Genomic DNA, 21713 nt, shown 5'->3' with positions numbered 1-21713 from the left:
ACAAATACCCAAATACTAGAATTATTAAATAATTCTAGTATCTAACACAATCCTGAACTTCAAACATCGCACATCATATTATTGCTCAACTTTACCCATTGATCGACGCTTAAATCTTCAGCGCGAGATTGAGGATTTATCTGTAACTCTTCTAACAAATGAACGAGTTTATCTAAATCCACAGCCCCTTTCAAATTATTTCGCAGCATCTTGCGCTTGCTACCAAATCCCAACTTAACTAAATTCTCTAAATAGCGCGGATTAACCGCCGCAGTTTCTATCTGTCTGGGAAGCAGCCGCACCACGGCGGAATCGACTTTTGGCGGCGGAAAAAAGTCTTTAGAGGGCACATCGCAAATTAACTCGCATTCTGCTAAATACTGCACCCGCACCGACAGCGCGCCAAAAGCTGTCGAACCCGGTTTAGCGTAAAGCCTTTGGGCGACTTCTTTCTGCACTAAGAGCACGATCGCATCGAAGGGTTTAGCCGCAGGAACAGATATTGTTCCCAGCAGTTTTTGCAGAATCGGGCCGGTAATATTATAAGGAATATTGGCAACAACTTTATTGGGATTTTGGAATTTCGGGAAAGCCGTTAGTTCCGCCTCTAAGTCCATTTCCAAGAAGTCGCCTTGCAGCAGTAAAAAATTGTCGGTTTTGCCGAGTTGTTTGGCTAGCTTGAGACACAAATCTCGATCGATCTCCACAGCAACAACAGACTCAGCCGCAGGCAGCAAACGCCGAGTCAAAATCCCCGTGCCCGGCCCAATTTCCAGGACGCGATCGCCATCCAAAGAAGCCGCTTTCACAATCTTATCTAAGGCTTTCTCGCTTTTGAGCCAATGTTGAGCAAACTGTTTCCGGGGTCTGGTCGATCGCATTTTTTGAATTTTTGGAGAAATCTTAGCCTGTCATTCTATCACAGCTCAATATCTTTTTCCAACCAACGGTGATGTTTATTTTTGTTAACAGGGGTTGAATTAACCAAAAAAATTGGGCAAAATAAAAGAATAAACGATATAAAAATAAATTAATTTCTTCCCAATTACCAATTCCCCAAAAATGAAATTCCAACGAGTATTTGGTACATTACCCCAAACCACAGCCAGCGCGCCCGGAAGAGTAAACCTGCTAGGCGAACACACAGACTACAACGATGGATTTGTACTTCCAACTGCGATTCCCCAGCGCACAACAGTACAAATTGGCTTCAGCAGTGACGATCGACACCATTTTTATTCAGCAGAATATGACGAACTCATAAATTATTCCGACGACGATACAATACCGCAAAAATTCGTCAGTTATATCTGTGGCTGCCTCAGACTTTTAGAAAAAGAAGGATACAAAGTACCGCCAATAAATCTCTACATTACCTCCAATGTGCCGATCGGAGCCGGTTTGTCCAGCAGCGCCGCTTTAGAAATAGCCACCCTCAGAGGACTGCGCGCGCTGCTAAACCTCCCCCTAGAGGACGTGCGCCTAGCTCAAATCGGACAGCAAGTGGAAATCCGATATGCCGGCTTGAACTGCGGCATCATGGATCAAATGGCGTCGAGTTTAGCAGACACCAACACCATGCTATTTATCGACACCCGCAGCCTCGAATGCCGCCCGATACCTTTTCCGGCAGGCACAGAAATTTTAATAATTGACAGTGGCGAAAGCCACGAACTCGCAGCAGGAAGCGGATACAACCAGCGGCGCGCCGAGTGTGAGGAATCCGCGCGGATATTGGGAGTTAAAGCTCTCAGGGATATCGCCGATCCCCAAGCTGTCGAAGTATTGCCGGAACCCCTCAGAAAGCGAGCGCGGCACGTCGTTACCGAAAACAACCGCGTGCTCGAAGCGGTAAAATCTTTACCAGCCAAACGTTTTGGCGAGTTAATGAATGCTTCCCATGCCAGTCAGCGCGACGACTACGAAGTTTCGGTGCCGGCAGTAGACACGCTGGCAGCAATCTTGCAGTCAATCCCCGGAGTCTTCGGCGCAAGGCTGACGGGCGGAGGTTTTGGCGGTGCTTGCGTAGCGCTGGTTGAGAGCGGGAAAGCGGGTGTTATCGCATCCGAGGCGATCGATCGCTACCAGCGCGCAGGTTATAGCGGCCGCGTTTTGGTTCCCGAAATTACAGTTAATTCTTAACTCCCGAACTATCTCCCGACAGGGAAGGCCACCGCACAGTCACGATCACCGAATCCTCCTCAGCAGACCAATAATGAGGCACTCCCGGTAGCCAGAGAGCATAATCTCCTTCGCGAGACAGCAAGATTTCTTGCTCTGGAAATTGCAGGCGAAACCGCCCTTTTACCAGGATAGAAAGCGTCGTGGCTGCCGCATTTACCGCCCACTGAGTCCTACAATCTCCGGCGGGGTGAGTGCCCCATTTTACCTCTAAAACAGAAGTCGATCGCGGGTCATCGCCCGGCGTCATAAAGTGACCCGCAAACCAACCGCCCCGACTGGCACCTTCAGCGCCCGCATTTCCGAAAACCACTTGAGATGACATCAGTTAATCCGGTAAACAACAAAGATGCTTATATCTGACATCGGGCATTATTTTCAATAAGCTTTTTATGGGCGGGCAGGATGCCCACCCCACAATAAATTCACTCTTTGTGGAACAGGCATCTTGCCTGTTCTGAGAATGGTGCAAGATGTTAGTTAGATCCGGAGACACCATCTAACTTATTACTTGCGACCCGAAGATTGACCTTCCGTAGTCGCTATTTCCCCAGCTTCCATCAACTGCTTAAAGCGACGCAAATCATTGGCAATTTGCTGTTCGGGAGCTTCGCCAAATAGTTTAGCAGCACCAGCACCAATTGCACCGCCCGGAGGGTTGTATTCGATGACAACTTTTACCTCAGTACCGCGTCCTGCAGATGCCGGTTGAAAGCGCACAAAACCAGAATTGTCAACATCAGCTCCTTCCACAGACGCCCAAGCAATTAAGCGATTTTCTTCTTCGCGGACAATCTCTGCATCCCATTCCACACTGTTGCCCATCGGCGCGCTGGCAATCCAGTGAGAACGTTTTTCATCAATGACAGTAACGTGTTTGAGATGCTTCATAAACCGAGGCAAATTTTCAAAATTGCGCCATAAACGGTACAATTCATCAGCAGGTTTGTCGATCGTCACTGTCTTTTCAACTTTAATGCTTTGATTCGGATCGGCAGCCGACTGCAAACCCTCCACAACCCCCAGCCCGCGAGCCGCTAAACCGCCGCCCGCAACCGCCAGCAAAGCACCTCTCAAAGAACGCTGCGACAAACCAAAAAGCACCAGCGCGCCGCCGCCAATTAAAGATGCCCAGCGTTCGGTATCGCCGCTGCTACTTTGGTTTTGTTTGTCGGAATTTGTGATTGAAGTAGATTCCATTGGTTTAAACCTGGTAAATTAATAGCGGAAAATAGCAGCTAAAGGTGCCTCGTTCGGCACTTTTTCTGGCGGCACCGCGTAAACAGTTCCGCCGTTGAGAATAGTTTGAATTGCTGCCGCATTCAACAAATCTTCGTCGCCCACTTCGGCCTCTGGGTGGATTTGCACCGCGTTCGTATCGGGATTAAAACTACCCCACTGCTGAACCCCAAGAGCAACAAACAGTCGATCGACCCGTCCAAAATAAGCAGCCGAAACAGCTTCTTTCAAATCAGCAGAAATTTTATCGCTTCCTGTCAGATCGTGGTATTGTGCGATCGCCTCTGATTGAGCCTGCGAAAACAAAGGTTCCACCAACGGGAAAGCTTCGACCCGTAACTCTTCCGGCTTGAGAAGTTTCGGATTGCCTGTAATTCCTTCTTCAACTAAATGCGCGTAGGTATTTGCTTCTCGGTAAAGTGGGAACAAATACTCAACTCCAGCTAACACTAAAGGAGCTTTTTTGTCGCGCAAATATTCGTGCAGCGCCGCATCGATGATGTGGAAATACTGCAATATTTCCTGCTGGGGTTCATCTCGGTCTGGACTTCCTTGGCCGTGAAAACTTCCCGGCTGCTGAAAAGAATTATTAGTGCCTCCTTTTGAAGTAGCAATCCTAAACTGACCATCTTTAGCAGTCGGGTCATATTGCAGAGCCTCATCAAGGCTTTTAGGCAAGTTTTCAACTTCAACTTCCCGAGCACTGTAAGACGTACACTCAATCAGCCTCACTTCCTTCTGACTGAGAGCTAAAACATAAAATAAACTCTTTCCTGTCAGCAAAGGCATCAGCGGTTTGACGTGAAAATTGTCGCTCACAACCACTAATTCATCAAAATTCACCGGACAGCTATAGTAGCGGAAAAATCCCGAACCGACAAAAATCGCCAGCAGGTTGCTTTGATTTTCCCAAAAGTTTTCCCAGTCAATTTCTGCTCGGACTGGCTCTAGCAATTCCCGAGCTTCTTTTTTGTCAAATCCGTACTCTACTATTTTGTCTTCAGCCTCTCTAATTAAATTTTTGAACCGAATTGGATTTTGTTGAATTTCTGTTCCTTGAGCGACTGGCATATAAATAGAGACGCACAATCCCGCAGATTGTTGTACCAGGGCTTTGAGTTCCTCTACAGATATTAAGTTCATCGCTGAAACTCCTTTTCTAATAAAGGGTTGTGTAATGAAAACAACCGATTCTTTAAAATGTATCTCCCCTGGCGGGGCTCCTGCGTCTGCCTAAAGTAATGCTCCCCTGCTGTAGAGCCTTTCATCCCCGGACTAAAACGGGGTTTGCAGCCGCTGTTCCAATCGAACTGCTTATCACCTAAGATAGACGCCCGTAACTGGGGCGTTACTTTACCATAATTCAGTTTAGTCGGGTTCAACTACTCGTTATATCTGATGAAAACAAAAATGTTTCTGGGGTTGCTGTGGGCAACATTTATTGCCTACACCTTGCTGCTAGCTCCTCTCGATCAGCCCGGAACGCTAACAGTTATTGAAAAACTTCTGAAATTGCAGCTAGAAGGAATTAACCCCTACCTTGTCACCCTATTCGCTCTCATGGGAGTGTGGCCGATAGTCTACGCTTGCCTCCTATTCATTGATGAGAGAACCCAAAATATATCCGCTGGGCCTGCTTTGATCGCTTCCAACGGCGCCGGTATCATCGGCTTAATTCCCTACTTACTCCTTCGCCAGCCCCAGCCACAATTTTCCGGCCGCAAAGATATGTTGATCAAAATATCAGACTCCCGCTGGACAGGCATTGTACTTTTACTAAGTACTATCTGGCTGTCAGCTTGGGCTTGGTTAAATGGAGATTGGGGAGATTATGTCAGGCAGTGGCACTCAATTTCTTTTGTGCATTTAATAACTTGGGATTTTTGCTTGATGGCTGTAATATTTCCCTCAGTTTTGGGAGACGACATGGCACGCCGCGGACTTGCGGACGATCGCATTTTTTGGGCAGTGTCTCTAGTTCCGCTGTTAGGGCCGCTAGTTTATCTTTGTCTGCGCCCCCCTCTGCCAGAATCTGCAACAGAAATCGCCACTTTCCCAATGACAGCCGGAAATTGAAACATTGAAAAATTTGGTAGTGTTCAAGTTGATGGGCGATCGACTGTATGAAGGTATGAATATTCAAGGGGCAACGGGATTGACGAACGCTCAAAAAGCGACACTGAAAGCGTTAGGGGCGTTGGTTTAACCTGTGTCGAGATTAGGGCGATCGCGTTAACTCAGCGCTTAACTTGCGGATCTTGAGTGGTGAAATTTGGTAAGATTTTGCAAACAGAGTTCCTGTCGCAACAGGTTACGCCATAAGCCATTTAGAGGAAATAGACGTTTCGCTTTTAATAAAAAATCACATTTAAGTTGTACAACTCAAGGCTTTCTGATTCTTGATTCCATTCTGCAATTCGTCATTCACCCATAACCCTAATAGGAGAAATACCTGATGTCTACATTCAAATACAACCGTCTAGACAAGAATAATGCTGCGGTTTTGCTGGTCGATCACCAAACTGGACTGTTCTCACTTGTGCGTGATATTGGTGCCGCCGACTTCAAAAATAATGTGCTGGCGCTGGCAAGTGCAGCCAAATTTTTCAACCTGCCTACAATTTTGACAACTAGCTTTGAGCAAGGCCCCAATGGAGTCATCATCCCTGAACTGAAGGAGAAGTTTCCAGATGCTCCTTTTATTCCACGTCCCGGACAAATCAACGCTTGGGACAACGAGGACTTTGTTAAAGCAGTAGAAGCAACAGGCAAGAAGCAATTGATCGTGGCCGGAATTGTTACTGATGTATGTGTTACTTTTTGTGCGCTTTCGGCATTAGAGGCAGGTTATGAGGTTTTTGTTGTCACCGATGCCTCTGGAACCTTCGATGAAGCCTGTCGCTATGCAGCTTGGGATCGAATGTCTCGTGCTGGAGTTCAGTTGGTCAATTGGTTTAGCGTTGTGTGTGAATTGCACCGTGACTGGCGCAACGATATTGAAGGACTGGGTAGTCTATTAGCAGAGTTTATTCCTGACTACAAAAACCTGATGACCAGCTATGCAGCAACGGCAAATCCTGGATCTCCCAGTAAGTAGTGAGAAAGCGCCTAGTTTATTTAGCTCCTGTGTAACTGAGTTAATATTGTCATCGCTAGGTTATCAACTTTAGGTAAAACGTAGCGGTGGCAACTACTTCGTTGTAAGTCACGTAGAGGGTGTTTTTAATAGCTATTTTCAAGGATTGTAATTCTTTTTTTAGTCATTTCATCTCATGCCCAACCCTCTCGATCGCATTCGTTAATCTCCCTTCTGTTTCCAGACGTGCTGGCGAAAATTGCCCAGCAATTAGATGTCTCTAAGGTCGTTGTTCTCAATAAAACTTTTCTCTCAGTTAATTATCTAAATTCTATGTTGGAAGAACCGTTGGCGAGCAATACCAGTGAAGAAAACTATCTAGTCACCGCTGTGATCTCTCATATCGTGAAACCGGGGCGCGAGGAAGGTTACGAAGCATGGTTTCATGGCATCGCCGCAGATGCACGAAAATCCAAGGGACATCTGGGTGTCAGCACTATTCGACCCCAGCATCACGCCCATCCTGAGTACGTGGTCATTCTCAAGTTCGATTGCTACGACAATCTCAAGACATGGCTAGAATCTGATGTTCGGCGAGAGTGGATTGAGCGATTGCAGCCCTTGATTGAAAAGCCAGAAGATATTCAAACCCTCACCGGATTGGAAACCTGGTTTACGCTGCCCAATAAATCGATGAAGGCTCCACCCCCTCGCTACAAAATGGCGTTAGTTACATGGTTGGGAGTGTTTTGTACGATTTCTATTCTCAATCGTTTGCTGGTACCGCTACTATCAGGGCTTCCTGCGTTGCTCATATCTCTGACCATCACAGGTCTGACTGTTATCCTGCTCACCTATTTGGTCATGCCGCGCTTAACACAATTATTTCGCAAATGGCTATATCCCATTCCCTAAAGTAAGCTTACTCCGGCCTAAAGGCACGGAGCTTTAGCCTCAGATTTGAGCGATCGGAAAGAGAGACAATTGTCCCTGTAGTTAACAACCTAAATTGGATCAAATTTTTCTGTCGTGATTGTCACAAATGGTTAGGATTATGCCTTGTATTAAGTCAGTGGAATGATAGGTTTTTATGGGCAGTGAATATTAGTATCTTGGCTCTACCGTTTGGTAATTTGGTATCAGTTGAAGCGTGAATTGCGTCCTTGCTAAGGGCATCACTATTTTTAACTAATTTTACGGAGGGATTAAAAGCTTTTACAACAGTTATATCTTATAGATTTGTGGGCGCGCTATCAGCCAATAGTTACCTATGTGCTCCTGATAAAGCTAGTTTAGTCTTGGTTTGGGCTTGAAATTTATTTAAGTCCCGTTAGTTGTAGGTGCAGGGTAAAAAAAAACGATTTATGCGTCAGTGCAGCTCTAAAATTAAAATAGCAGAGGTGAGTGGTTTTCACTTACCCCTACCATTTTTTGTGTGCCTTTTAACCTACCGATTGTAGCAATAACTCGCCACAGAAGCGACGCAATTGCTCCTAAAAATACTTGTCTATGTGGAGCGTCAAAATAGTGAATACTCCCAGCAAATGACCGGCGCTCATGCAAGCCAGAAATGCTGGTACGCTAACATTGTTGAAGAGAGAGGGGAAGGGCAAAGGCATTTTCGGGCCTACGTGGGGGTACCAAATTCTGCGGCTGAGAACTAGCAATGCTAAGATATTGCAAACAAACATCACCAAAGGCTTTTGCCAATTTCCTGATGCTGTGTCAGTCACAGTCGATGCTACTACTGCCAGTAAATTTGAGTTAATCATTGTTGATGCTCCTATTTTTCATAAGTTATCAGAAATGCTCGATGAGATTTCTTGCCAAAAATGCAGCAGGGGCGATCGCCTTTACGCAATAAATATCTGTTGCTGTCAATATTCACCGCGCCAGCGACACCGCCCGCACCCGTAATCATCGAATCACAGCAAGAAGTCTTTTAATGCCATTCAAAAGTAACGAAAGATACAAAGGGACCAAACCATACTCGCTGCCATTTGTAACTTTTAGCCTGTCTGGCAGTGGCGGCATTTACTCACGCTGCCAGACAGGAAACACACCTACTCATTACTGAGCAATGTAGGTAGGCAGAAAGTGAAGTATGTCACGCAGAACGCTATATCCAGCGGCGTCCCAAAGCAAATAAGCTAAGAAACCGATCATCGCTAAGCGACCGTTCCAAAGTTCTGCTTGGGGGTTGAAGCCAAACAAAAAGGCATTCCGATCTTTGCCGTTGTAAGCATTAGCCGTAGGAGGCACGTTAGTAGGACGAGTTTCCATGTTTTTACATTCCTTAACAATGTTCGCTTCTCATGGTAGCGACCTAATTTCTGCTTTGCTATCTGTCTCTAGGCTCAAGATACACACAAGTCTAAAGGAGGATTTTGAAACAAAAAATAAAGTGTTAAGTTTTGTTGCGCGAGATTTTTCAGCGATCGCCTGTATCTGTAGATACTAAATACAACTGCAAGTTGAGATGGCTTCTGTGAAAGGCTCGATCGCGCCGTAGCGACAAATAACGGCACTGGTAACTAGACAATACTGAATCCGCGCTCTGCTAGGGGCAAGAAAATTTAGTAAATTTGAACTGAAAACCCGAACACGATCGCCCTTGAGTTAACTAAAATAGGAGATAAACAGAGCGATCGGGAGAAACAGTTATCGAAACCATCTACGGCAATCTTCAAGGTTTAAAGTCCAGCCAGCTCAAGCAACTCGAAAAGCTTTACCACCAGCGACTACCGGGCGATCGCATCACCACGGCAGAATTCGCCCAGCGCGTCGCCGCCATCAGCACGGAAATAGACAAACCCATCTGCACCTACATCAACCGCCGCGGACAAGTAATTCGCGTCGGCGTGGGTACACCCCGCCAAACGCAGATTGCGCCCTTAGAATTGCCCCGCTACGGGGGAGGTCGCCTCAGCGGCATTCGCTGCATCGCCACCCACCTAAAGCCAGAAACCCCAAGCGAAGCAGCCCTCACAGCAATGGCAATTCAGCGCCTCGACGCCCTCGTTTGGCTGACACTGACGGGTGGAGGATTTCAGCGCCGCGGCGGCGGTGCGACTGGTTACATCCAAGAAACTTATCTCGCTCACCTGATACCCCAGGGAAACCAGCCAAATTTTGAGTTCTCTGTTTTGAGCGCTCAGTTAGAACCAGATTCAACTGATGAAATAGAAGAGCCTTCAATTCAAAAGTCACTAATTCAAACTCCACACTTTCCCTGGAAAATATCAGAACCGCTGAATTTGGACGAACTCGCCGACCAAGACTTTCTGGATTTGGTGGAAGGACTCGAAGCAGAGTTTGAAGCAGAGTTTGTCGCTAAGCAGGTCGATGCAGACCAAGACAAAGTGCTGTTGGTAGGTGTAATGACTCAGCACATGACTCAGTTGGAGTTTGAGGACGGGCTCGCAGAAATCACGCGACTGGTTGAAAGTGCCGGGGGTCAGGTACTGCAAACAGTGCGCCAAAAACGATCGCGCCCCAATCCGCAGACAGTCGTCGGGGAAGGCAAAGTTCAGGAAATTTCCCTCACCGCTCAGACGGTTAGCGCTAACCTTGTGGTATTCGATCGCGACCTAACCCCCGCACAAATACGGAACTTGGAAACTCAGATAGGTATCCGGGTAGTCGATCGAACAGAAGTAATTCTCGACATCTTTGCCCAAAGAGCTCGATCGAGCGAGGGTAAATTGCAAGTCGAACTCGCTCAGCTAGAGTACGCCCTGCCCCGGCTCAGAGGTCGCGGTCAGGCAATGTCGAGACAGGGTGGCGGCATCGGTACCAGAGGCCCCGGGGAAACCAAACTAGAAACCGAACGGCGGACGATCGCCAAACGCATTTCTCGATTGCAGCAAGAAGTAAATCAACTGCTGGCGCACCGCTTCCGGCTGCGGCAGAACCGGCATCATCACGAGGTACCCTCAGTCGCGATCGTCGGCTACACCAACGCCGGTAAATCGACTCTGCTCAACCTGCTCACGAATTCCGAGGTCTATGCCGCCGACCAGTTATTTGCCACCCTCGACCCCACAACCCGACGGTTGACCATTCCCGGCACTGTCACCCGGGAACCCTTGTCGATCGTCCTCACAGATACAGTGGGCTTTATTCGCGAACTGCCCCCCGCCTTGATCGACGCTTTCCGGGCTACCCTCGAAGAAGTCACTGACGCCGATGCTTTGCTGCACCTCGTCGATCTCTCCCATCCCGCGTGGCAGAGCCAAATTCGATCGGTCATGAATATTTTGACAGATATGCCCGTAACTCCTGGCCCAGCCCTTGTCGTTTTTAACAAAATCGATGCGGTAGATGGAGAGACTCTCGCCCTCGCCCGAGAAGAATTTCCTCAAGCAGTATTTATTTCGGCCGCCAAAGCTCTTGGGATGGAAACTCTCCGCGACAGACTAGCTCAGCTCATTCAATACGCCCTCTACCCTCGGTAAATACTTAAATATTTCTTTTGAGTAGTTGACATGGGGGAATATACGTACATATACTGAGGACAGATATAGTCGGACTATGAGATTATAAAAGAGTAGTCAGATTGTGCCTTGCAAAGTACAATACAGCATCTCTATTTTGCGCTTGGTTAAATAAATAATTTCCGGAGGCTCCGGTCAAGGTAAAAACACTCTTTGTTAATGGCTGTAAGGGCTATTGGTTCAGAGGTAGCAAAAAGATGTTGCTTCACGCTGTGCAAACTACCTGTGCAAACCACGGTACGTGATGTCAAGGTAAAAGAGAATAATATTATTAAAGTGTTTGGGTACTCACTTCAAGCGCTATACTATCTTTTACAGACATCCGCGAGAGAAGACATCCATTTATTGTAAGAACTCTAAAATCCTTGCCCGTCGTACAGCGCTAATCTCTAGGACTATTTCTATTTTTCGATTTTACCACTGTTTAACTAAATAGTTATGTGTACGCCACTGGCAAAACTAGCAATTGGACTCTCTGCCACAATGGCAACAGCGTTTTACTATCTAGCTGCCGCCCCTCCGGCAGCAGCAGTAGATGTGTGCGGCCCGGGAAATTATTCTAGTGCCTGTGCCCCCAGCACGGAATCAACACCAACCGCACCCGACCCGCAATTGGCGACCCAGCCGAGTTTGTCCCAAATATACACAAGCACAACAAGCCAACCTTCGAGAAACACAACTTCTATTCCTGAACCGGGTACTGCGATCGCAGTCCTACTGACAGGTGCAGGAATGATCTGTTCGTGCAAAAAGCGAAACAATCAGGTTGGTCCGCAGCGCTAGCCAGGCTGATGACCAACCTGTTTCCCTTCAAAATGTCTCCGTTTTTTTAAGTGTGGGTATTTGTTTACTTAAATTTATATAAAAAAAATTGTATAAAAAATAACTTGACACCTCGGTTGTGCGCTGCAAATAGAGCCGGATGTTTAAGGAAGAAATCTATAGGGACTTCAGTCAGGGTAAAAATAAGGAAGAAGGCAAATGCACTTCCCGGCAAGGGTTTCAGGAATGAATAACCTCGGGTGCAAAAGATAAGGTTGCTATAGCAAGTCTATTTGAGTCATGAATGTAGAACAACCTGAAACGCTTGTGATGATGGAATCGATTGTTTACAAATCAAATGGTTTTGCTATGTATAGCAATCCTGGCAGGAGTCGTAAAGTTTTTACCCCACCCAAACCCTCCCCTTATCAAGGGGAGGGAGTAAGAAATTCACAAATGATTTAGGATTGCTATATATAATAAAAATTAAAATATAAAAATTAACCTAAGATTGGTTAAGATCAATCCTTCGGACAGTTTTGGATAGGCAACCGTAGAATAAGGGTTTCAAGGCTCCCAGGCAAGTGGGCTACCAAGGAAAAATCCAGGGTTTCAGCCTATGAACTAAAAAGAGTCCGCACTAGGGTTAAGATTACAATTAAAAAATATTGTTATTGTTTGAGCGTCCCATGACCCCTAAAGTAGAAATTTACACTTGGAGAACCTGCCCGTTTTGCGTTCGTGCCAAAGCACTGCTGAAGCGAAAAGGGATTGATTTTACAGAGTACGCGATCGACGGAGATGAAGCAGCACGGGATCAAATGAGCGATCGAGCCAACGGAGCTCGCACCCTCCCACAAATATTCATTAACGACCAACACATAGGCGGCTGCGACGACATCCACAAACTCGATGCTCTAGGCCAGCTAGACCCCCTCCTAGCAGCAAAATGAGGCATTCCCTGTCGAATTTTCCGTTAGCCCAAACTTTCCTGCGACCAATTCTTAATTTTAACTGACAATGAAATTTGCATTCATCATCGATCCCCTCGCGCGACTAATTCCAGGACACGATACCAGCGTAGCGCTGATGGAGGCAGCTCAAGAGTTGGGTCACGAAGTGTGGGCGACTCAAGCCAACGAATTAAGCGTCATCGGCGGCAAAACCTGGGGAATGCTCAGCCGGGTAGCCCTCACCCCAGTAAAAGTGGTAGATGGACGCTGGGAGGCTGCTGAGGCTTGGTACCAGGTAGAACAGCCTACTTTGCAGCCTCTCGAAGCAATGGACGCAGTATTTATGCGGACAGACCCCCCAGTCAACATTCCTTACCTCTACGCTACTTACCTTCTAGACGGCATCGATCCGGCTAAAACTTTGGTAGTTAACAGTCCCAAAGGATTGCGGGCGGCGAATGAAAAGATGTATGCTTTGCAATTTGAGGGAGCGATCCCCGAGACAATTGTTTCTCAAAACAAGCAGGTAATTCGGCAATTTGTTGAGAAAAAAGGAGCGGCAGTTCTTAAACCCTTGGGCGGCAAAGCTGGCGAGGGGATTTTGTTTTTGGAAGCGGACGATCGCAATCTCAACTCCCTGGTCGAAATTAGCACTCAACAAGGGCAAATTCCAGTGATGGTTCAGACTTATCTGCCGGAAGCAAAAGAGGGAGATAAACGGATTATATTGTTGAACGGCAAGCCCATCGGTGCTATCAACCGCATTCCCACTGGCAATGAATTTCGCGGCAACATGGCCGTCGGCGGCCGAGTCGCAAAAACCGAAATTACCGATCGCGAACTGCAAATTTGCACTCAGTTAGAACCAGTGCTGCAACGAGACGGACTGTACTTTGTCGGCATTGATATTATTGGCGGTTATCTCACAGAAGTTAATGTCACCAGCCCTACAGGGATCAGAGAAATTGACTTGTTTAATGGCGTTAGTTTGGGTAAAAAAGTAATTGAATGGGTAGTTAGTCATTAGTCAGTAGTCATTAGTTATGACTTATTAGTCATTAATTAGTCGTTATTAGTTATGACTTATTGGTCATTAGTTATTGGTCGCAGCTAACAAATAACAACTAACAACTAACAACTGCCAACTACCAACTACCAACTGCCAACTATCAACAGCCAACAGTCAACAGTTAACAGTCAACAGTCAACAATTATTAAATTATGTCAAAAATTGGCGTTGCAGTAGTCGGTACCGGTTTCGGTCAAAAAGTACACCTTCCCGGATTTCAGACCCATCACCGGACAGAGGTTATGGCTGTTTACCACCGGAATTTAGACAAAGCAAAGGCGATCGCCTCTACCCACAATATCCCCTACGCTTGCGACTCGATCGCCGATATAGTAGCCATCCCAGAAGTAGCGGGCGTCAGCATTTCCACGCCGCCATTTTTGCATTTTGAAATGGCAAAAACCGTCTTGGAAGCAGGCAAGCATTTATTATTAGAAAAACCCACAGCCCTGACAGCCAATGAAGCCAGGGAAGTTTACCGATTGGCAAACAACGAATCTAAAACCGATTTTAACAAGGGTGGTTCCAGAGCAATTGCCACAATGGACTTTGAGTTTCGCTTCATCCCCGCATGGCAAATGCTAGCAGAATTATTGGCAGCAGAATATGTGGGAGAAAAGCGTTTAATTAAGATTGATTGGCTGGTGTCGAGCCGCGCTGATGCTAATCGCCCCTGGAATTGGTACGCGCAAAAAGAGCGAGGCGGCGGAGTTTTGGGCGCGACGGGTTCTCACGTTTTTGATTATATTAGCTGGCTGTTCGGCCCGCCCCAGAGGCTTTCTGGGCAATTGATTACAGGAATTTCGGCGCGACCTGATCCAAATGATTCGGGAAATTTAAAATTAGTTGATGCCGATGATTCGTGCACGTTGATGTTGGAATTAGCCGGGGGAACTCCTTGTCAAGTTTGTTTGAGTTCTGTTACTTATCAAGGGCGGGGACACTGGGTGGAAATCTACGGGAGTAAGGGTACGTTGGTGTTAGGAAGCGACAACCAGCAAGATTACGTCCACGGATTTCGCTTGTGGGGTTCCCAAGGTGGAGAACCTTTAGCTGAAATCAAAATTCCTCAAAGATTGGAGTTTCCTCAAGTTTATCCAGACGGGAGAATTGCACCGTTTATTCGAGTAGTAGATAGGTGGGTAGAAGCGATAGATGCAGGTAAATCGTTGATACCATCACTCAGAGAAGGGGTTTACTCACAGTTGTTGATGGATTTGACCCAGGAGTCGAATGCTACGGGAACTTGGGTAGATTTACCTAATATAGATAAATTTTTGGGCACTAAGTAAAAGTGAAACATCCCCAAGCAATCTCACGCACTCGATCGCACCCCAAACCCGATAAACTACAAATAGAGAAACTCAATCCAACCCTATATCCAGAGTCGGTAGTTGTGAATGGCGCGCCCTGAAAGTCCTTGCCTCAGTATAGCGATCGCTCGCCTGAGAACCGCTGGGGCAAACCATTTTGCCACTTGGGTTCTACAAGCTCCCTATCCCAGCGGGTACGTTCACCACGACTGTATGTGGCCCGATACCCTATCCCAATCTTGGAAAGCTTGGCAGGAAATGTTTTCGCCCTCCGGGACAATTCACGAATTGCCCCTAATTCCTGATGGCAGTTTCGTGTCGCCGGAAAACAACCAGAATCTACTGGCAGAAATTGAGCAACGAAGTCCTCAGTCGCTAGATCTACCTCCAGCGACACCCTCTGTGCCGCTCGACCTCGCTCAACAAGGGTGGGGCGACAAAGGGGGTCAGCATCCGCCTCGGCCACCGGCAAGCTACAGCAGCCGCCTGATGCAGCATTTGGGGATTAATCTTTGGCAGTGGCTGTTTGAAGGGCCGATTCAGGGTAGTCTCCAAGAAAGTAAAGGTATCGCGATCGGGCAAAATCTACCCCTGCGAGTGCGTGTAGATTTGCGCGAACCGTATTTAATTGCTTTACCTTGGGAAATTATGCAGCCTCAAGCCGGTCAACCGGCAATTTCTCTGTCCCAGCAACTGCTTTTTAGCCGCACTACGAGCAATGTTGAACCTTTGCCACCCCTGCAGCCTGCAGAGTCGCTCAATATTTTGCTAGTTTTGGGACAAGCAGAACCCGGCCGCGGTGCTAATTCTCAATTTTCCAACAGCAATAACGGTCATTTGCAGTTGGGAGAAGAAGCACTCGCCTTAGCTGGCATTCTGGAAAGTGCTTTTCAAACCGACGACAGCGGCAAATATTTTGACATCAGCGTTCCGACTCGCGTCGATACTCTAATCGAACCTACTCCGGCGGAACTCATTTCTCGGCTGGAAACGCAAGCTTACAACATTCTGTTTTACGCCGGCCACGGGATACCGGGCCCCGACGGCGGTTTGCTGTTTTTGGGGCCGGAAACAGCGATTAATGGTACTGAACTGGCTCAGGTGTTAGTTCGCTGCCGCGTGACTCTGGCGGTGTTTAATGCCTGCTGGGGAGCTCAGCCGGCGGTGGAGAGGCTGCACTCAACTAATGGCCAGCAACAGGCGATCGCCCGCAGCAGTTTGGCTGAGGTACTGATCCATCACGGGGTGCCTGCGGTGTTGGGGATGCGGGACTCGATCGCCGATCGCGAGGCCCTGAGTTTTATCCAAACTTTTGCTCAAGCTTTGGCCGGGCGGATGTCGATCGATCGCGCCGTCGCCGTCGCCAGACAGCAGTTACTAACGCTCTACAAGTTCAATCAACCGGCTTGGACGCTGCCTGTGCTGTATATGCACCCTGAGTTTGACGGTCAGCTAACTGAGCCGGTAGATGACCTCAAAACAGAATTGCCTTTAAATTCTTCTACTTGGCTAGGACGCTTGCCGTCTTGTGCTTACTTGCGGGGGCGCGATGGACCAAATGCCAAATCCACCGAATCGACCAATCAAGTTTGGCCCATTCGCGCCGGTATGGTTCGAGTCGGACGCTGGGAAGAAAACGACGTAGTGATTCGAGAACAGTGGGTTTCTCAAAAACACGCCGAGATTTTCTGCCGAAACATTATCGGAGATAGCCGGGAAGAACCTAGCTACTTCTTGCGCGATTTTTCTCGCTATGGGACTCTAGTTTTGGGATCTGAGGGATGGCAGAGAGTTCACCACCAAGAATTGCTGCTACGCAGCGGGACTCAGCTAAAATTTGGCAGTTCTCAAGGTCAGATTTTTGAGTTCACTATTGAGGTTCCCAAAACTTCGGGCTACAGTGAGACTGATTGCGGAACGAATTAAGATGCGGGTGTAGCTAATGAAGGCAAGCGGCGAGCGGCACAGCAAAGTTCTGGGCGTTGAGTCTCCAGTCTGAATTTAAAAGAGTTATTCACAACTCGCAACTGGCGTTTTGCTTTCGTCCCGGTTCTGTATTTTCTTTTTCCCACTTAGGTATTACATCATGGCTACCCAATCTCCTGATTCTGAATATTTTCGCGACTCACAAACTCAGGCCCAGATGGAACTTCTCACCACAATAGTTCAGACTGATGTTGCTTATCCCTGGAATCCTGCACAGCTTGAATCAGAATCTTATTTGGCTGCCCTAGAGCAGGAATTTGCACTGTCTGATTCCTTCAGCGACAGCGATATTGCCCTGAAGTCGCAAGTTTTATTCGCGCAATTAGAACAAGTTTGGCTGACGACTGCTCTGCAAAAGTCTTTGCGCGAAAAATTTGCTCGCGTTCCTCAAGATTTTCTGGCCAGCATTGCTCAAAGCGTGCAAAACGCAACTGTTAAGTATCAATCTTTAGCTGATCAAATGGTAGAGTGCGTTTTAGATATTTTGCCTCAGTGGGGTGAGGAAGATTTGCAGGTGTTGGCACGTCCTTTGGCTTATGCCATGCGAGATGTTGATTCGGAAGCGGGGGAATTAGTCATGGCGACTAAAAGACCTTGGGCCCAATTGTCGGAAATAGAACAAGCCAGAGTTAGTTTGGCTGTCGCCCGCTATGCAATCTCGCAATTAGAAATTGCTGATTAGTTCTTTGAGGGCTGAGTTTTTGTGCTGCGATAGCGGTAATTTTTTTTATTAATATACAATTAATCTACCTTTAGTTAGATGTCAAAATCGTCTAATTGTGAAAGCTTTAGGATTGCTATAGTTTGATAGCAATCCTATTTGGTTTGTAGACAAGATAATTTTTTTGAAAGATAGCAATCGCGCCTGACCGTTACGACTGAGAGGTTGCAACATTTTCAATCAGCTTTTTATCGGCGGCGTTGGAGCAACGGCCCACAAGAAATATTTTTTATTGTGGAACAGGCCCGAAAGCCTTTTGCAGGAATGTCAGCAAAAGGTAAGTTAGGAGGTTCTTAATTGCTGAAATCCTTGCCGAAGATTGCTTCTGACTTCTCTCCTAGGTAACTTTAGCCAGGTTGGGACTCGCTTAGCAGTTTGGCAACAGCAAGCAAGATGAATTATCATACAATGGTCAGAATGTTAAAAAATGTAAATATAGTAATGGGGGTGTGTCGGAATTTTCAATTGAATTAAAAAGTGGACAGCAGGAAACCGTTACTGTTGCATGCACGATCGGGACTTTAAAATTATTTTATGACAACTTCAAGATTTGATATTCAAGACTTGAAACGCCGCTTTTGGCGGATTTCGCGGGTGCCGGCGGCAACGCTAGTCGTGTTGGGGGCAGTTGCTTTCGCAGGTGCGATCGCCGGAGCCTGGTTTTCAGGTGAAGGTACTCTCAGCGATATTTTTGCCACAATCAACACTTGGCAGCAAAACCCGCCTGTGTGGGTGCAAGTGCCTGCTACGAGCAAGATGTATTTGTTAGTGCCGACTATTGCGCTTGTCTCCGTGGCTTTAGCTGCAATTAAAATTTCCCCTCAACCGCAGAAATGGTCGCGCGCTGTAGTAGTTGCAATAGTTCTGGCTTTAACCATTCGCTACGTTTTATGGCGATCGCTCGCTACTCTAAATTTAACCGATCCCCTCAACGGTATCTTTAGTTTGGGGCTGTTTTTCCTAGAAATGCTACTGGTTTTTAACACCAGTATTCAACTGTATTTAATGCTGAGAATGAAAGACCGGCGTCGAGAAGCTGATCGCATGGCAGTTGCAGTTGAAGCTGGAAACTTCACCCCGCCCGTAGATATTTTGATTCCAACCTACAACGAACCGGCTTTTATTTTACGGCGCACTGTAATCGGCTGTCAAGCTTTAGATTATGCCAACAAAAAAGTATATTTGCTCGACGATACTAAGCGGCCTGAAATCAAGTTGCTGGCTAAAGAACTGGGATGCGAGTATATAACCCGACCCGATAATATTCACGCCAAAGCTGGAAACATTAACCATGCCACAGCCCTAACTAATGGAGAACTAATTGTAGTTTTCGATGCAGATTTCATTCCCACTAAAAACTTTTTAACTCGAACAGTAGGATTTTTTCAAAATCCCGAAATCGCCCTCGTTCAAACCCCGCAAACCTTTTACAACCACGACCCCATCTCCCGTAATTTAGGTTTAGAAAATGTGCTCGCGCCGGAAGAAGAAATATTTTACAGGCAAATTGAAATCATCAAAGATAGCGCCGACAGCGTGGTTTGTTGCGGTACATCTTTTGTAGTGAGGCGGAGCGCTTTAGAAGCAGCGGGAGGCTTGGTCACAGATTCAATCTGCGAAGATTATTTTACCGGAATTCGGCTGTCAGCAACCGGATATCGCTTAGTTTATTTAGATGAAAAATTGAGTGCTGGTTTGGCGGCTGAAAATATAGAGGCTCATCTAAATCAAAGGCTACGCTGGGCGCGAGGCACGCTTCAGGCATTTTTTATTGATTCCAATCCTTTAACAATTCGCGGTCTCACCTTCGTACAAAGGCTGTCTCATTTGGAAGGATTGCTGCACTGGTTTACCAGTTTAACCAAGGTTTTATATCTGTTGATACCTTTAGGTTATTCGTTTTTCGGCATAATTCCTTTGCGGGCAAGTGCGCGGGAATTGCTGTACTTTTTCCTGCCTTACTATTTGGTGCAACTTACTGTGTTTTCTTGGCTTAACCGCAGATCGGGATCGGCTTTGCTTTCCGATATTTATTCGTTCGTCCAGTGTATTCCTTTAGCGGTGACGGTAGTGAGTTCCATGCTGAATCCTTTTGGGAAAGGGTTTCAGGTGACGCCAAAAGGAATGGCGAGCGATCGCTTTAGTTTTAACTGGAATTTGGGATGGCCTTTGATTGTCTTGTTTGCAGCTACAGCAGTCAGTTTTTGGCACAATTTAAATATTAATTTATTTAAAAATGTTGGCACCGTACAGTCAATATCAGAAAGTGCACATTTGTCAAAAGGAATGAGTTTGGGATGGATTTGGAGCGCTTACAACCTGCTGATGATCGGGATTGCATTACTGATTTTGGTGGATATTCCTAAGCCGGACATTTACGAATGGTTCAATTTACGCAGGGTTGTACAATTGAATATTGGCGGTCAAAGTTTTTGGGGTGTAACCACTGTCATTTCGGAAAGTGGCGCTGAAGTTGCTCTGACGCAGTGGCCTAGTTTTGCGGTGAAAAATAAAGGCAGTAAAGAGAGTTTTACAGCAGCAGAGATTTTGCCAAAATATGCCTTTGAGACAAGTTTATCTCAGGGTCAAATAAAAGCTATCCCTCGCAGTGCGGCAGTCAAGGCAAGGAGATCGGTAGCGCCGTCTGTTCTTGAGTTGGGTACTAAGGGGAGTTTTGCCAAAGGTTTGATTGATTGCGATTCGGCGACTCTGAAAATTATGGAAGAGAACTGTTTTATTCCTGTGGCTAAGATTGAGTTGGTGAGCGATAAATCTCAGTTGGGGTCTAGTATTCGGGATGGGAAAGAGTGCAGTTTTGTGGAATTTCCCACTGTGCGAATTGCGTTCGATCGCCTAAACATTAGCCAGCACCGTTGTTTGATCGAAATGCTGTACTGTCGGCCGGGCCAGTGGCAGCGCCAGGAAACTCCTGGAGAATGGCGATCGCTGTGGCTGTTGCTGAGAATTGCTTTGAAACCGAGGGCTGTTTTTGAGAGGAATAGGTCAGTTAGACCGATCGCAGTTTCGCAACTTTAGAGGGAATTTCTCCTCGTTGGGAATTTTTCGCCGCAGATATCAGCAATCGACTTTTGCGGACTTTTGCGAACTTGGCACTCCTGAAGCCAAAAATTGGGGAATTGGGCGAAAACTCCGGTTAGTCGTGGTACACTCCACTAAGCTGTATATCCCGCTGAGCGCAAATAAATCGCCGTTTAATGTGGGGCTACGGCCCTTTAAAAGCGACCAAGTGCAGGATTTGGCGCAACGGCAAGGACTCGATTGGTCAGCGGAAGATGCCCAGCAACTGACGGGTTTTGTAAACAGGAATACCTATTGAGTACGGGTAGCTCTTTATCATATCGGGCGTGGGGATGTCACTCTAGAGCAAGTGTTGCAAAACTCTCCCATCTCTGCCGGAATTTATGGCGATCGCCTAAAACGACAACTGTGGAACATATAACAGCAGCCAGAGTTGCTGGCATCATTCATGCGAGTGGTAAAAAGCAGCACACCTGTAGAATTGGATGTAGTGGAGACATTTAAGTTGGAAAGTATGGGGTTGGTAAATTTACAAGGCAATCTGGCGACGGTAAGTTGTGAGTTGTATAGACAGTATTTTGGCGATCGTTTGAAGTAGCAGTCGATCAGATTTTTCAGGAAGACCGAGCGAGCAACGCTAAGTTGTCATTTGTATCATGCTACGTTGTTTTGCTTGCTTTGCTTTTATCCGAGCTGCAATAACAGCTAAAAGAGCGTAACAACTTACCTCTTATACCAATTTAATGTGAAGTTGCACATATCTCGATCCCCCTAAATCCCCCTTAAGAAGGGGGACTTTGATCGGAATCTTGTTCCCCCCTTATTAAGGGGGGCTAGGGGGGATCGGATTCTATGCAACCTCATAAAAAATTGGTATT

General features: G+C 46.8%; 20 protein-coding genes and 1 pseudogene. 15 read left to right on the top strand and 6 right to left on the bottom strand.

The annotated features are described in order from the left end of the window. Positions 1 to 59: 59 nt before the first annotated feature. Positions 60 to 881 (bottom strand): 16S rRNA (adenine(1518)-N(6)/adenine(1519)-N(6))-dimethyltransferase RsmA, encoded by an 822-nt coding sequence (rsmA, locus tag QT994_RS06135; protein WP_333172555.1) that lies wholly within the window; start codon positions 879 to 881, stop codon positions 60 to 62. A gap of 181 nt (positions 882 to 1062) precedes the next feature. Between rsmA and galK the strand changes: the two genes are divergently transcribed. After that, on the top strand, positions 1063 to 2142 hold the full coding sequence (gene galK, locus QT994_RS06130) for a galactokinase (RefSeq protein ID WP_333172553.1): 1080 nt from the start codon (positions 1063 to 1065) through the stop codon (positions 2140 to 2142). On the opposite strand, the gene QT994_RS06125 is transcribed toward galK, so the two are convergent. From QT994_RS06125 to QT994_RS06115, 3 genes are all read right to left on the bottom strand, one after another. Then, the gene (locus QT994_RS06125) at positions 2132 to 2506 is read right to left on the bottom strand and encodes a signal peptidase I (protein WP_333049349.1); all 375 of its coding nucleotides are present in this window, start codon (positions 2504 to 2506) and stop codon (positions 2132 to 2134) included. The two genes, galK and QT994_RS06125, sit on opposite strands and share 11 nt — an antisense overlap. A 182-nt stretch (positions 2507 to 2688) precedes the next feature. After that, positions 2689 to 3381, bottom strand: a complete 693-nt coding sequence (locus QT994_RS06120; protein ID WP_333172550.1) for an SRPBCC family protein — start codon at positions 3379 to 3381, stop codon at positions 2689 to 2691. Between the two features lie 18 nt (positions 3382 to 3399). Further along, entirely contained in the window at positions 3400 to 4563 is a 1164-nt protein-coding gene (locus QT994_RS06115; RefSeq protein WP_333172548.1) for a baeRF3 domain-containing protein, read from the bottom strand. Between the two features lie 255 nt (positions 4564 to 4818). Between QT994_RS06115 and QT994_RS06110 the strand changes: the two genes are divergently transcribed. The 4 genes from QT994_RS06110 to QT994_RS06095 all read left to right on the top strand — a co-directional run bounded on the left by QT994_RS06110 (position 4819) and on the right by QT994_RS06095 (position 7411). After that, a complete protein-coding gene (locus QT994_RS06110; protein WP_333172546.1) occupies positions 4819 to 5496 on the top strand; it encodes a DUF2834 domain-containing protein in 678 nt (225 codons plus the stop codon). Between the two features lie 4 nt (positions 5497 to 5500). Further along, entirely contained in the window at positions 5501 to 5626 is a 126-nt protein-coding gene (locus QT994_RS06105) for a hypothetical protein (protein ID WP_333172544.1), read from the top strand. Positions 5627 to 5875: 249 nt separating this feature from the next. Beyond that, on the top strand, positions 5876 to 6517 hold the full coding sequence (gene ycaC / locus QT994_RS06100; protein ID WP_333172542.1) for an isochorismate family cysteine hydrolase YcaC: 642 nt from the start codon (positions 5876 to 5878) through the stop codon (positions 6515 to 6517). Between the two features lie 312 nt (positions 6518 to 6829). Continuing rightward, positions 6830 to 7411: an antibiotic biosynthesis monooxygenase gene (locus QT994_RS06095; protein WP_333172539.1), complete on the top strand. Its 582-nt coding sequence runs from the start codon at positions 6830 to 6832 to the stop codon at positions 7409 to 7411. A gap of 578 nt (positions 7412 to 7989) precedes the next feature. Here the strand turns inward: QT994_RS06095 and QT994_RS06090 are convergent. Both QT994_RS06090 and QT994_RS06085 read right to left on the bottom strand, forming a co-directional pair. Continuing rightward, the gene (locus QT994_RS06090) at positions 7990 to 8268 is read right to left on the bottom strand and encodes a Photosystem I reaction center subunit PsaK (RefSeq protein ID WP_333049335.1); all 279 of its coding nucleotides are present in this window, start codon (positions 8266 to 8268) and stop codon (positions 7990 to 7992) included. Positions 8269 to 8566: 298 nt separating this feature from the next. Next, positions 8567 to 8779, bottom strand: a complete 213-nt coding sequence (locus tag QT994_RS06085) for a chlorophyll a/b-binding protein (RefSeq protein WP_190656884.1) — start codon at positions 8777 to 8779, stop codon at positions 8567 to 8569. 578 nt (positions 8780 to 9357) lie between these two features. Between QT994_RS06085 and hflX the strand changes: the two genes are divergently transcribed. The 10 genes and pseudogenes from hflX to QT994_RS06035 all read left to right on the top strand — a co-directional run bounded on the left by hflX (position 9358) and on the right by QT994_RS06035 (position 21433). Then, positions 9358 to 10953, top strand: coding sequence for a GTPase HflX (gene hflX / locus QT994_RS06080; RefSeq protein WP_333172537.1), 1596 nt, complete (start codon positions 9358 to 9360; stop codon positions 10951 to 10953). Positions 10954 to 11430: 477 nt separating this feature from the next. Next, positions 11431 to 11775, top strand: a complete 345-nt coding sequence (locus tag QT994_RS06075) for a PEP-CTERM sorting domain-containing protein (RefSeq protein ID WP_333172534.1) — start codon at positions 11431 to 11433, stop codon at positions 11773 to 11775. A gap of 279 nt (positions 11776 to 12054) precedes the next feature. Continuing rightward, on the top strand, positions 12055 to 12219 hold the full coding sequence (locus QT994_RS06070) for a hypothetical protein (RefSeq protein ID WP_333049326.1): 165 nt from the start codon (positions 12055 to 12057) through the stop codon (positions 12217 to 12219). Positions 12220 to 12443: 224 nt separating this feature from the next. Continuing rightward, the gene (grxC, locus tag QT994_RS06065) at positions 12444 to 12707 is read left to right on the top strand and encodes a glutaredoxin 3 (protein ID WP_333172531.1); all 264 of its coding nucleotides are present in this window, start codon (positions 12444 to 12446) and stop codon (positions 12705 to 12707) included. 67 nt (positions 12708 to 12774) lie between these two features. Next, positions 12775 to 13734, top strand: coding sequence for a glutathione synthase (gene gshB, locus QT994_RS06060; RefSeq protein WP_333172529.1), 960 nt, complete (start codon positions 12775 to 12777; stop codon positions 13732 to 13734). Positions 13735 to 13928: 194 nt separating this feature from the next. Then, positions 13929 to 15068 carry a Gfo/Idh/MocA family oxidoreductase gene (locus tag QT994_RS06055; protein ID WP_333172526.1) on the top strand — a complete coding sequence of 380 codons (1140 nt, stop codon included), beginning with the start codon at positions 13929 to 13931 and terminating at the stop codon, positions 15066 to 15068. A 108-nt stretch (positions 15069 to 15176) separates the two neighbouring features. Then, positions 15177 to 17015, top strand: coding sequence for a CHAT domain-containing protein (locus QT994_RS06050; RefSeq protein WP_333172523.1), 1839 nt, complete (start codon positions 15177 to 15179; stop codon positions 17013 to 17015). Positions 17016 to 17175: 160 nt separating this feature from the next. Continuing rightward, a complete protein-coding gene (locus tag QT994_RS06045; protein WP_333049314.1) occupies positions 17176 to 17757 on the top strand; it encodes a hypothetical protein in 582 nt (193 codons plus the stop codon). Between the two features lie 573 nt (positions 17758 to 18330). Beyond that, positions 18331 to 20832, top strand: coding sequence for a glycosyltransferase family 2 protein (locus tag QT994_RS06040; protein WP_333172520.1), 2502 nt, complete (start codon positions 18331 to 18333; stop codon positions 20830 to 20832). Beyond that, positions 20786 to 21433 (top strand): annotated as a pseudogene (locus QT994_RS06035) (AAA-like domain-containing protein). Before QT994_RS06040 ends, QT994_RS06035 begins: the two are co-directional and overlap by 47 nt. Positions 21434 to 21713: the final 280 nt, after the last annotated feature.

Source organism: Microcoleus sp. S13_B4, from assembly GCF_036700885.1.
Taxonomy (GTDB): domain Bacteria; phylum Cyanobacteriota; class Cyanobacteriia; order Cyanobacteriales; family Microcoleaceae; genus Microcoleus.
Note: the sequence above shows the minus strand (reverse complement) of the source record. Positions and strands in the feature narration are given on the sequence as shown.

Coding starts and splice junctions, on each gene's coding strand:
- rsmA (WP_333172555.1), bottom strand. CDS start 881: ATGCGATCGACCAGACCCCGGAAACAGTTTGCTCAACATTGGCTCAAA.
- galK (WP_333172553.1), top strand. CDS start 1,063: ATGAAATTCCAACGAGTATTTGGTACATTACCCCAAACCACAGCCAGC.
- QT994_RS06125 (WP_333049349.1), bottom strand. CDS start 2,506: ATGTCATCTCAAGTGGTTTTCGGAAATGCGGGCGCTGAAGGTGCCAGT.
- QT994_RS06120 (WP_333172550.1), bottom strand. CDS start 3,381: ATGGAATCTACTTCAATCACAAATTCCGACAAACAAAACCAAAGTAGC.
- QT994_RS06115 (WP_333172548.1), bottom strand. CDS start 4,563: ATGAACTTAATATCTGTAGAGGAACTCAAAGCCCTGGTACAACAATCT.
- QT994_RS06110 (WP_333172546.1), top strand. CDS start 4,819: ATGAAAACAAAAATGTTTCTGGGGTTGCTGTGGGCAACATTTATTGCC.
- ycaC (WP_333172542.1), top strand. CDS start 5,876: ATGTCTACATTCAAATACAACCGTCTAGACAAGAATAATGCTGCGGTT.
- QT994_RS06095 (WP_333172539.1), top strand. CDS start 6,830: ATGTTGGAAGAACCGTTGGCGAGCAATACCAGTGAAGAAAACTATCTA.
- QT994_RS06090 (WP_333049335.1), bottom strand. CDS start 8,268: ATGATTAACTCAAATTTACTGGCAGTAGTAGCATCGACTGTGACTGAC.
- QT994_RS06085 (WP_190656884.1), bottom strand. CDS start 8,779: ATGGAAACTCGTCCTACTAACGTGCCTCCTACGGCTAATGCTTACAAC.
- QT994_RS06075 (WP_333172534.1), top strand. CDS start 11,431: ATGTGTACGCCACTGGCAAAACTAGCAATTGGACTCTCTGCCACAATG.
- QT994_RS06070 (WP_333049326.1), top strand. CDS start 12,055: ATGAATGTAGAACAACCTGAAACGCTTGTGATGATGGAATCGATTGTT.
- grxC (WP_333172531.1), top strand. CDS start 12,444: ATGACCCCTAAAGTAGAAATTTACACTTGGAGAACCTGCCCGTTTTGC.
- gshB (WP_333172529.1), top strand. CDS start 12,775: ATGAAATTTGCATTCATCATCGATCCCCTCGCGCGACTAATTCCAGGA.
- QT994_RS06055 (WP_333172526.1), top strand. CDS start 13,929: ATGTCAAAAATTGGCGTTGCAGTAGTCGGTACCGGTTTCGGTCAAAAA.
- QT994_RS06050 (WP_333172523.1), top strand. CDS start 15,177: ATGGCGCGCCCTGAAAGTCCTTGCCTCAGTATAGCGATCGCTCGCCTG.
- QT994_RS06045 (WP_333049314.1), top strand. CDS start 17,176: ATGGCTACCCAATCTCCTGATTCTGAATATTTTCGCGACTCACAAACT.
- QT994_RS06040 (WP_333172520.1), top strand. CDS start 18,331: ATGACAACTTCAAGATTTGATATTCAAGACTTGAAACGCCGCTTTTGG.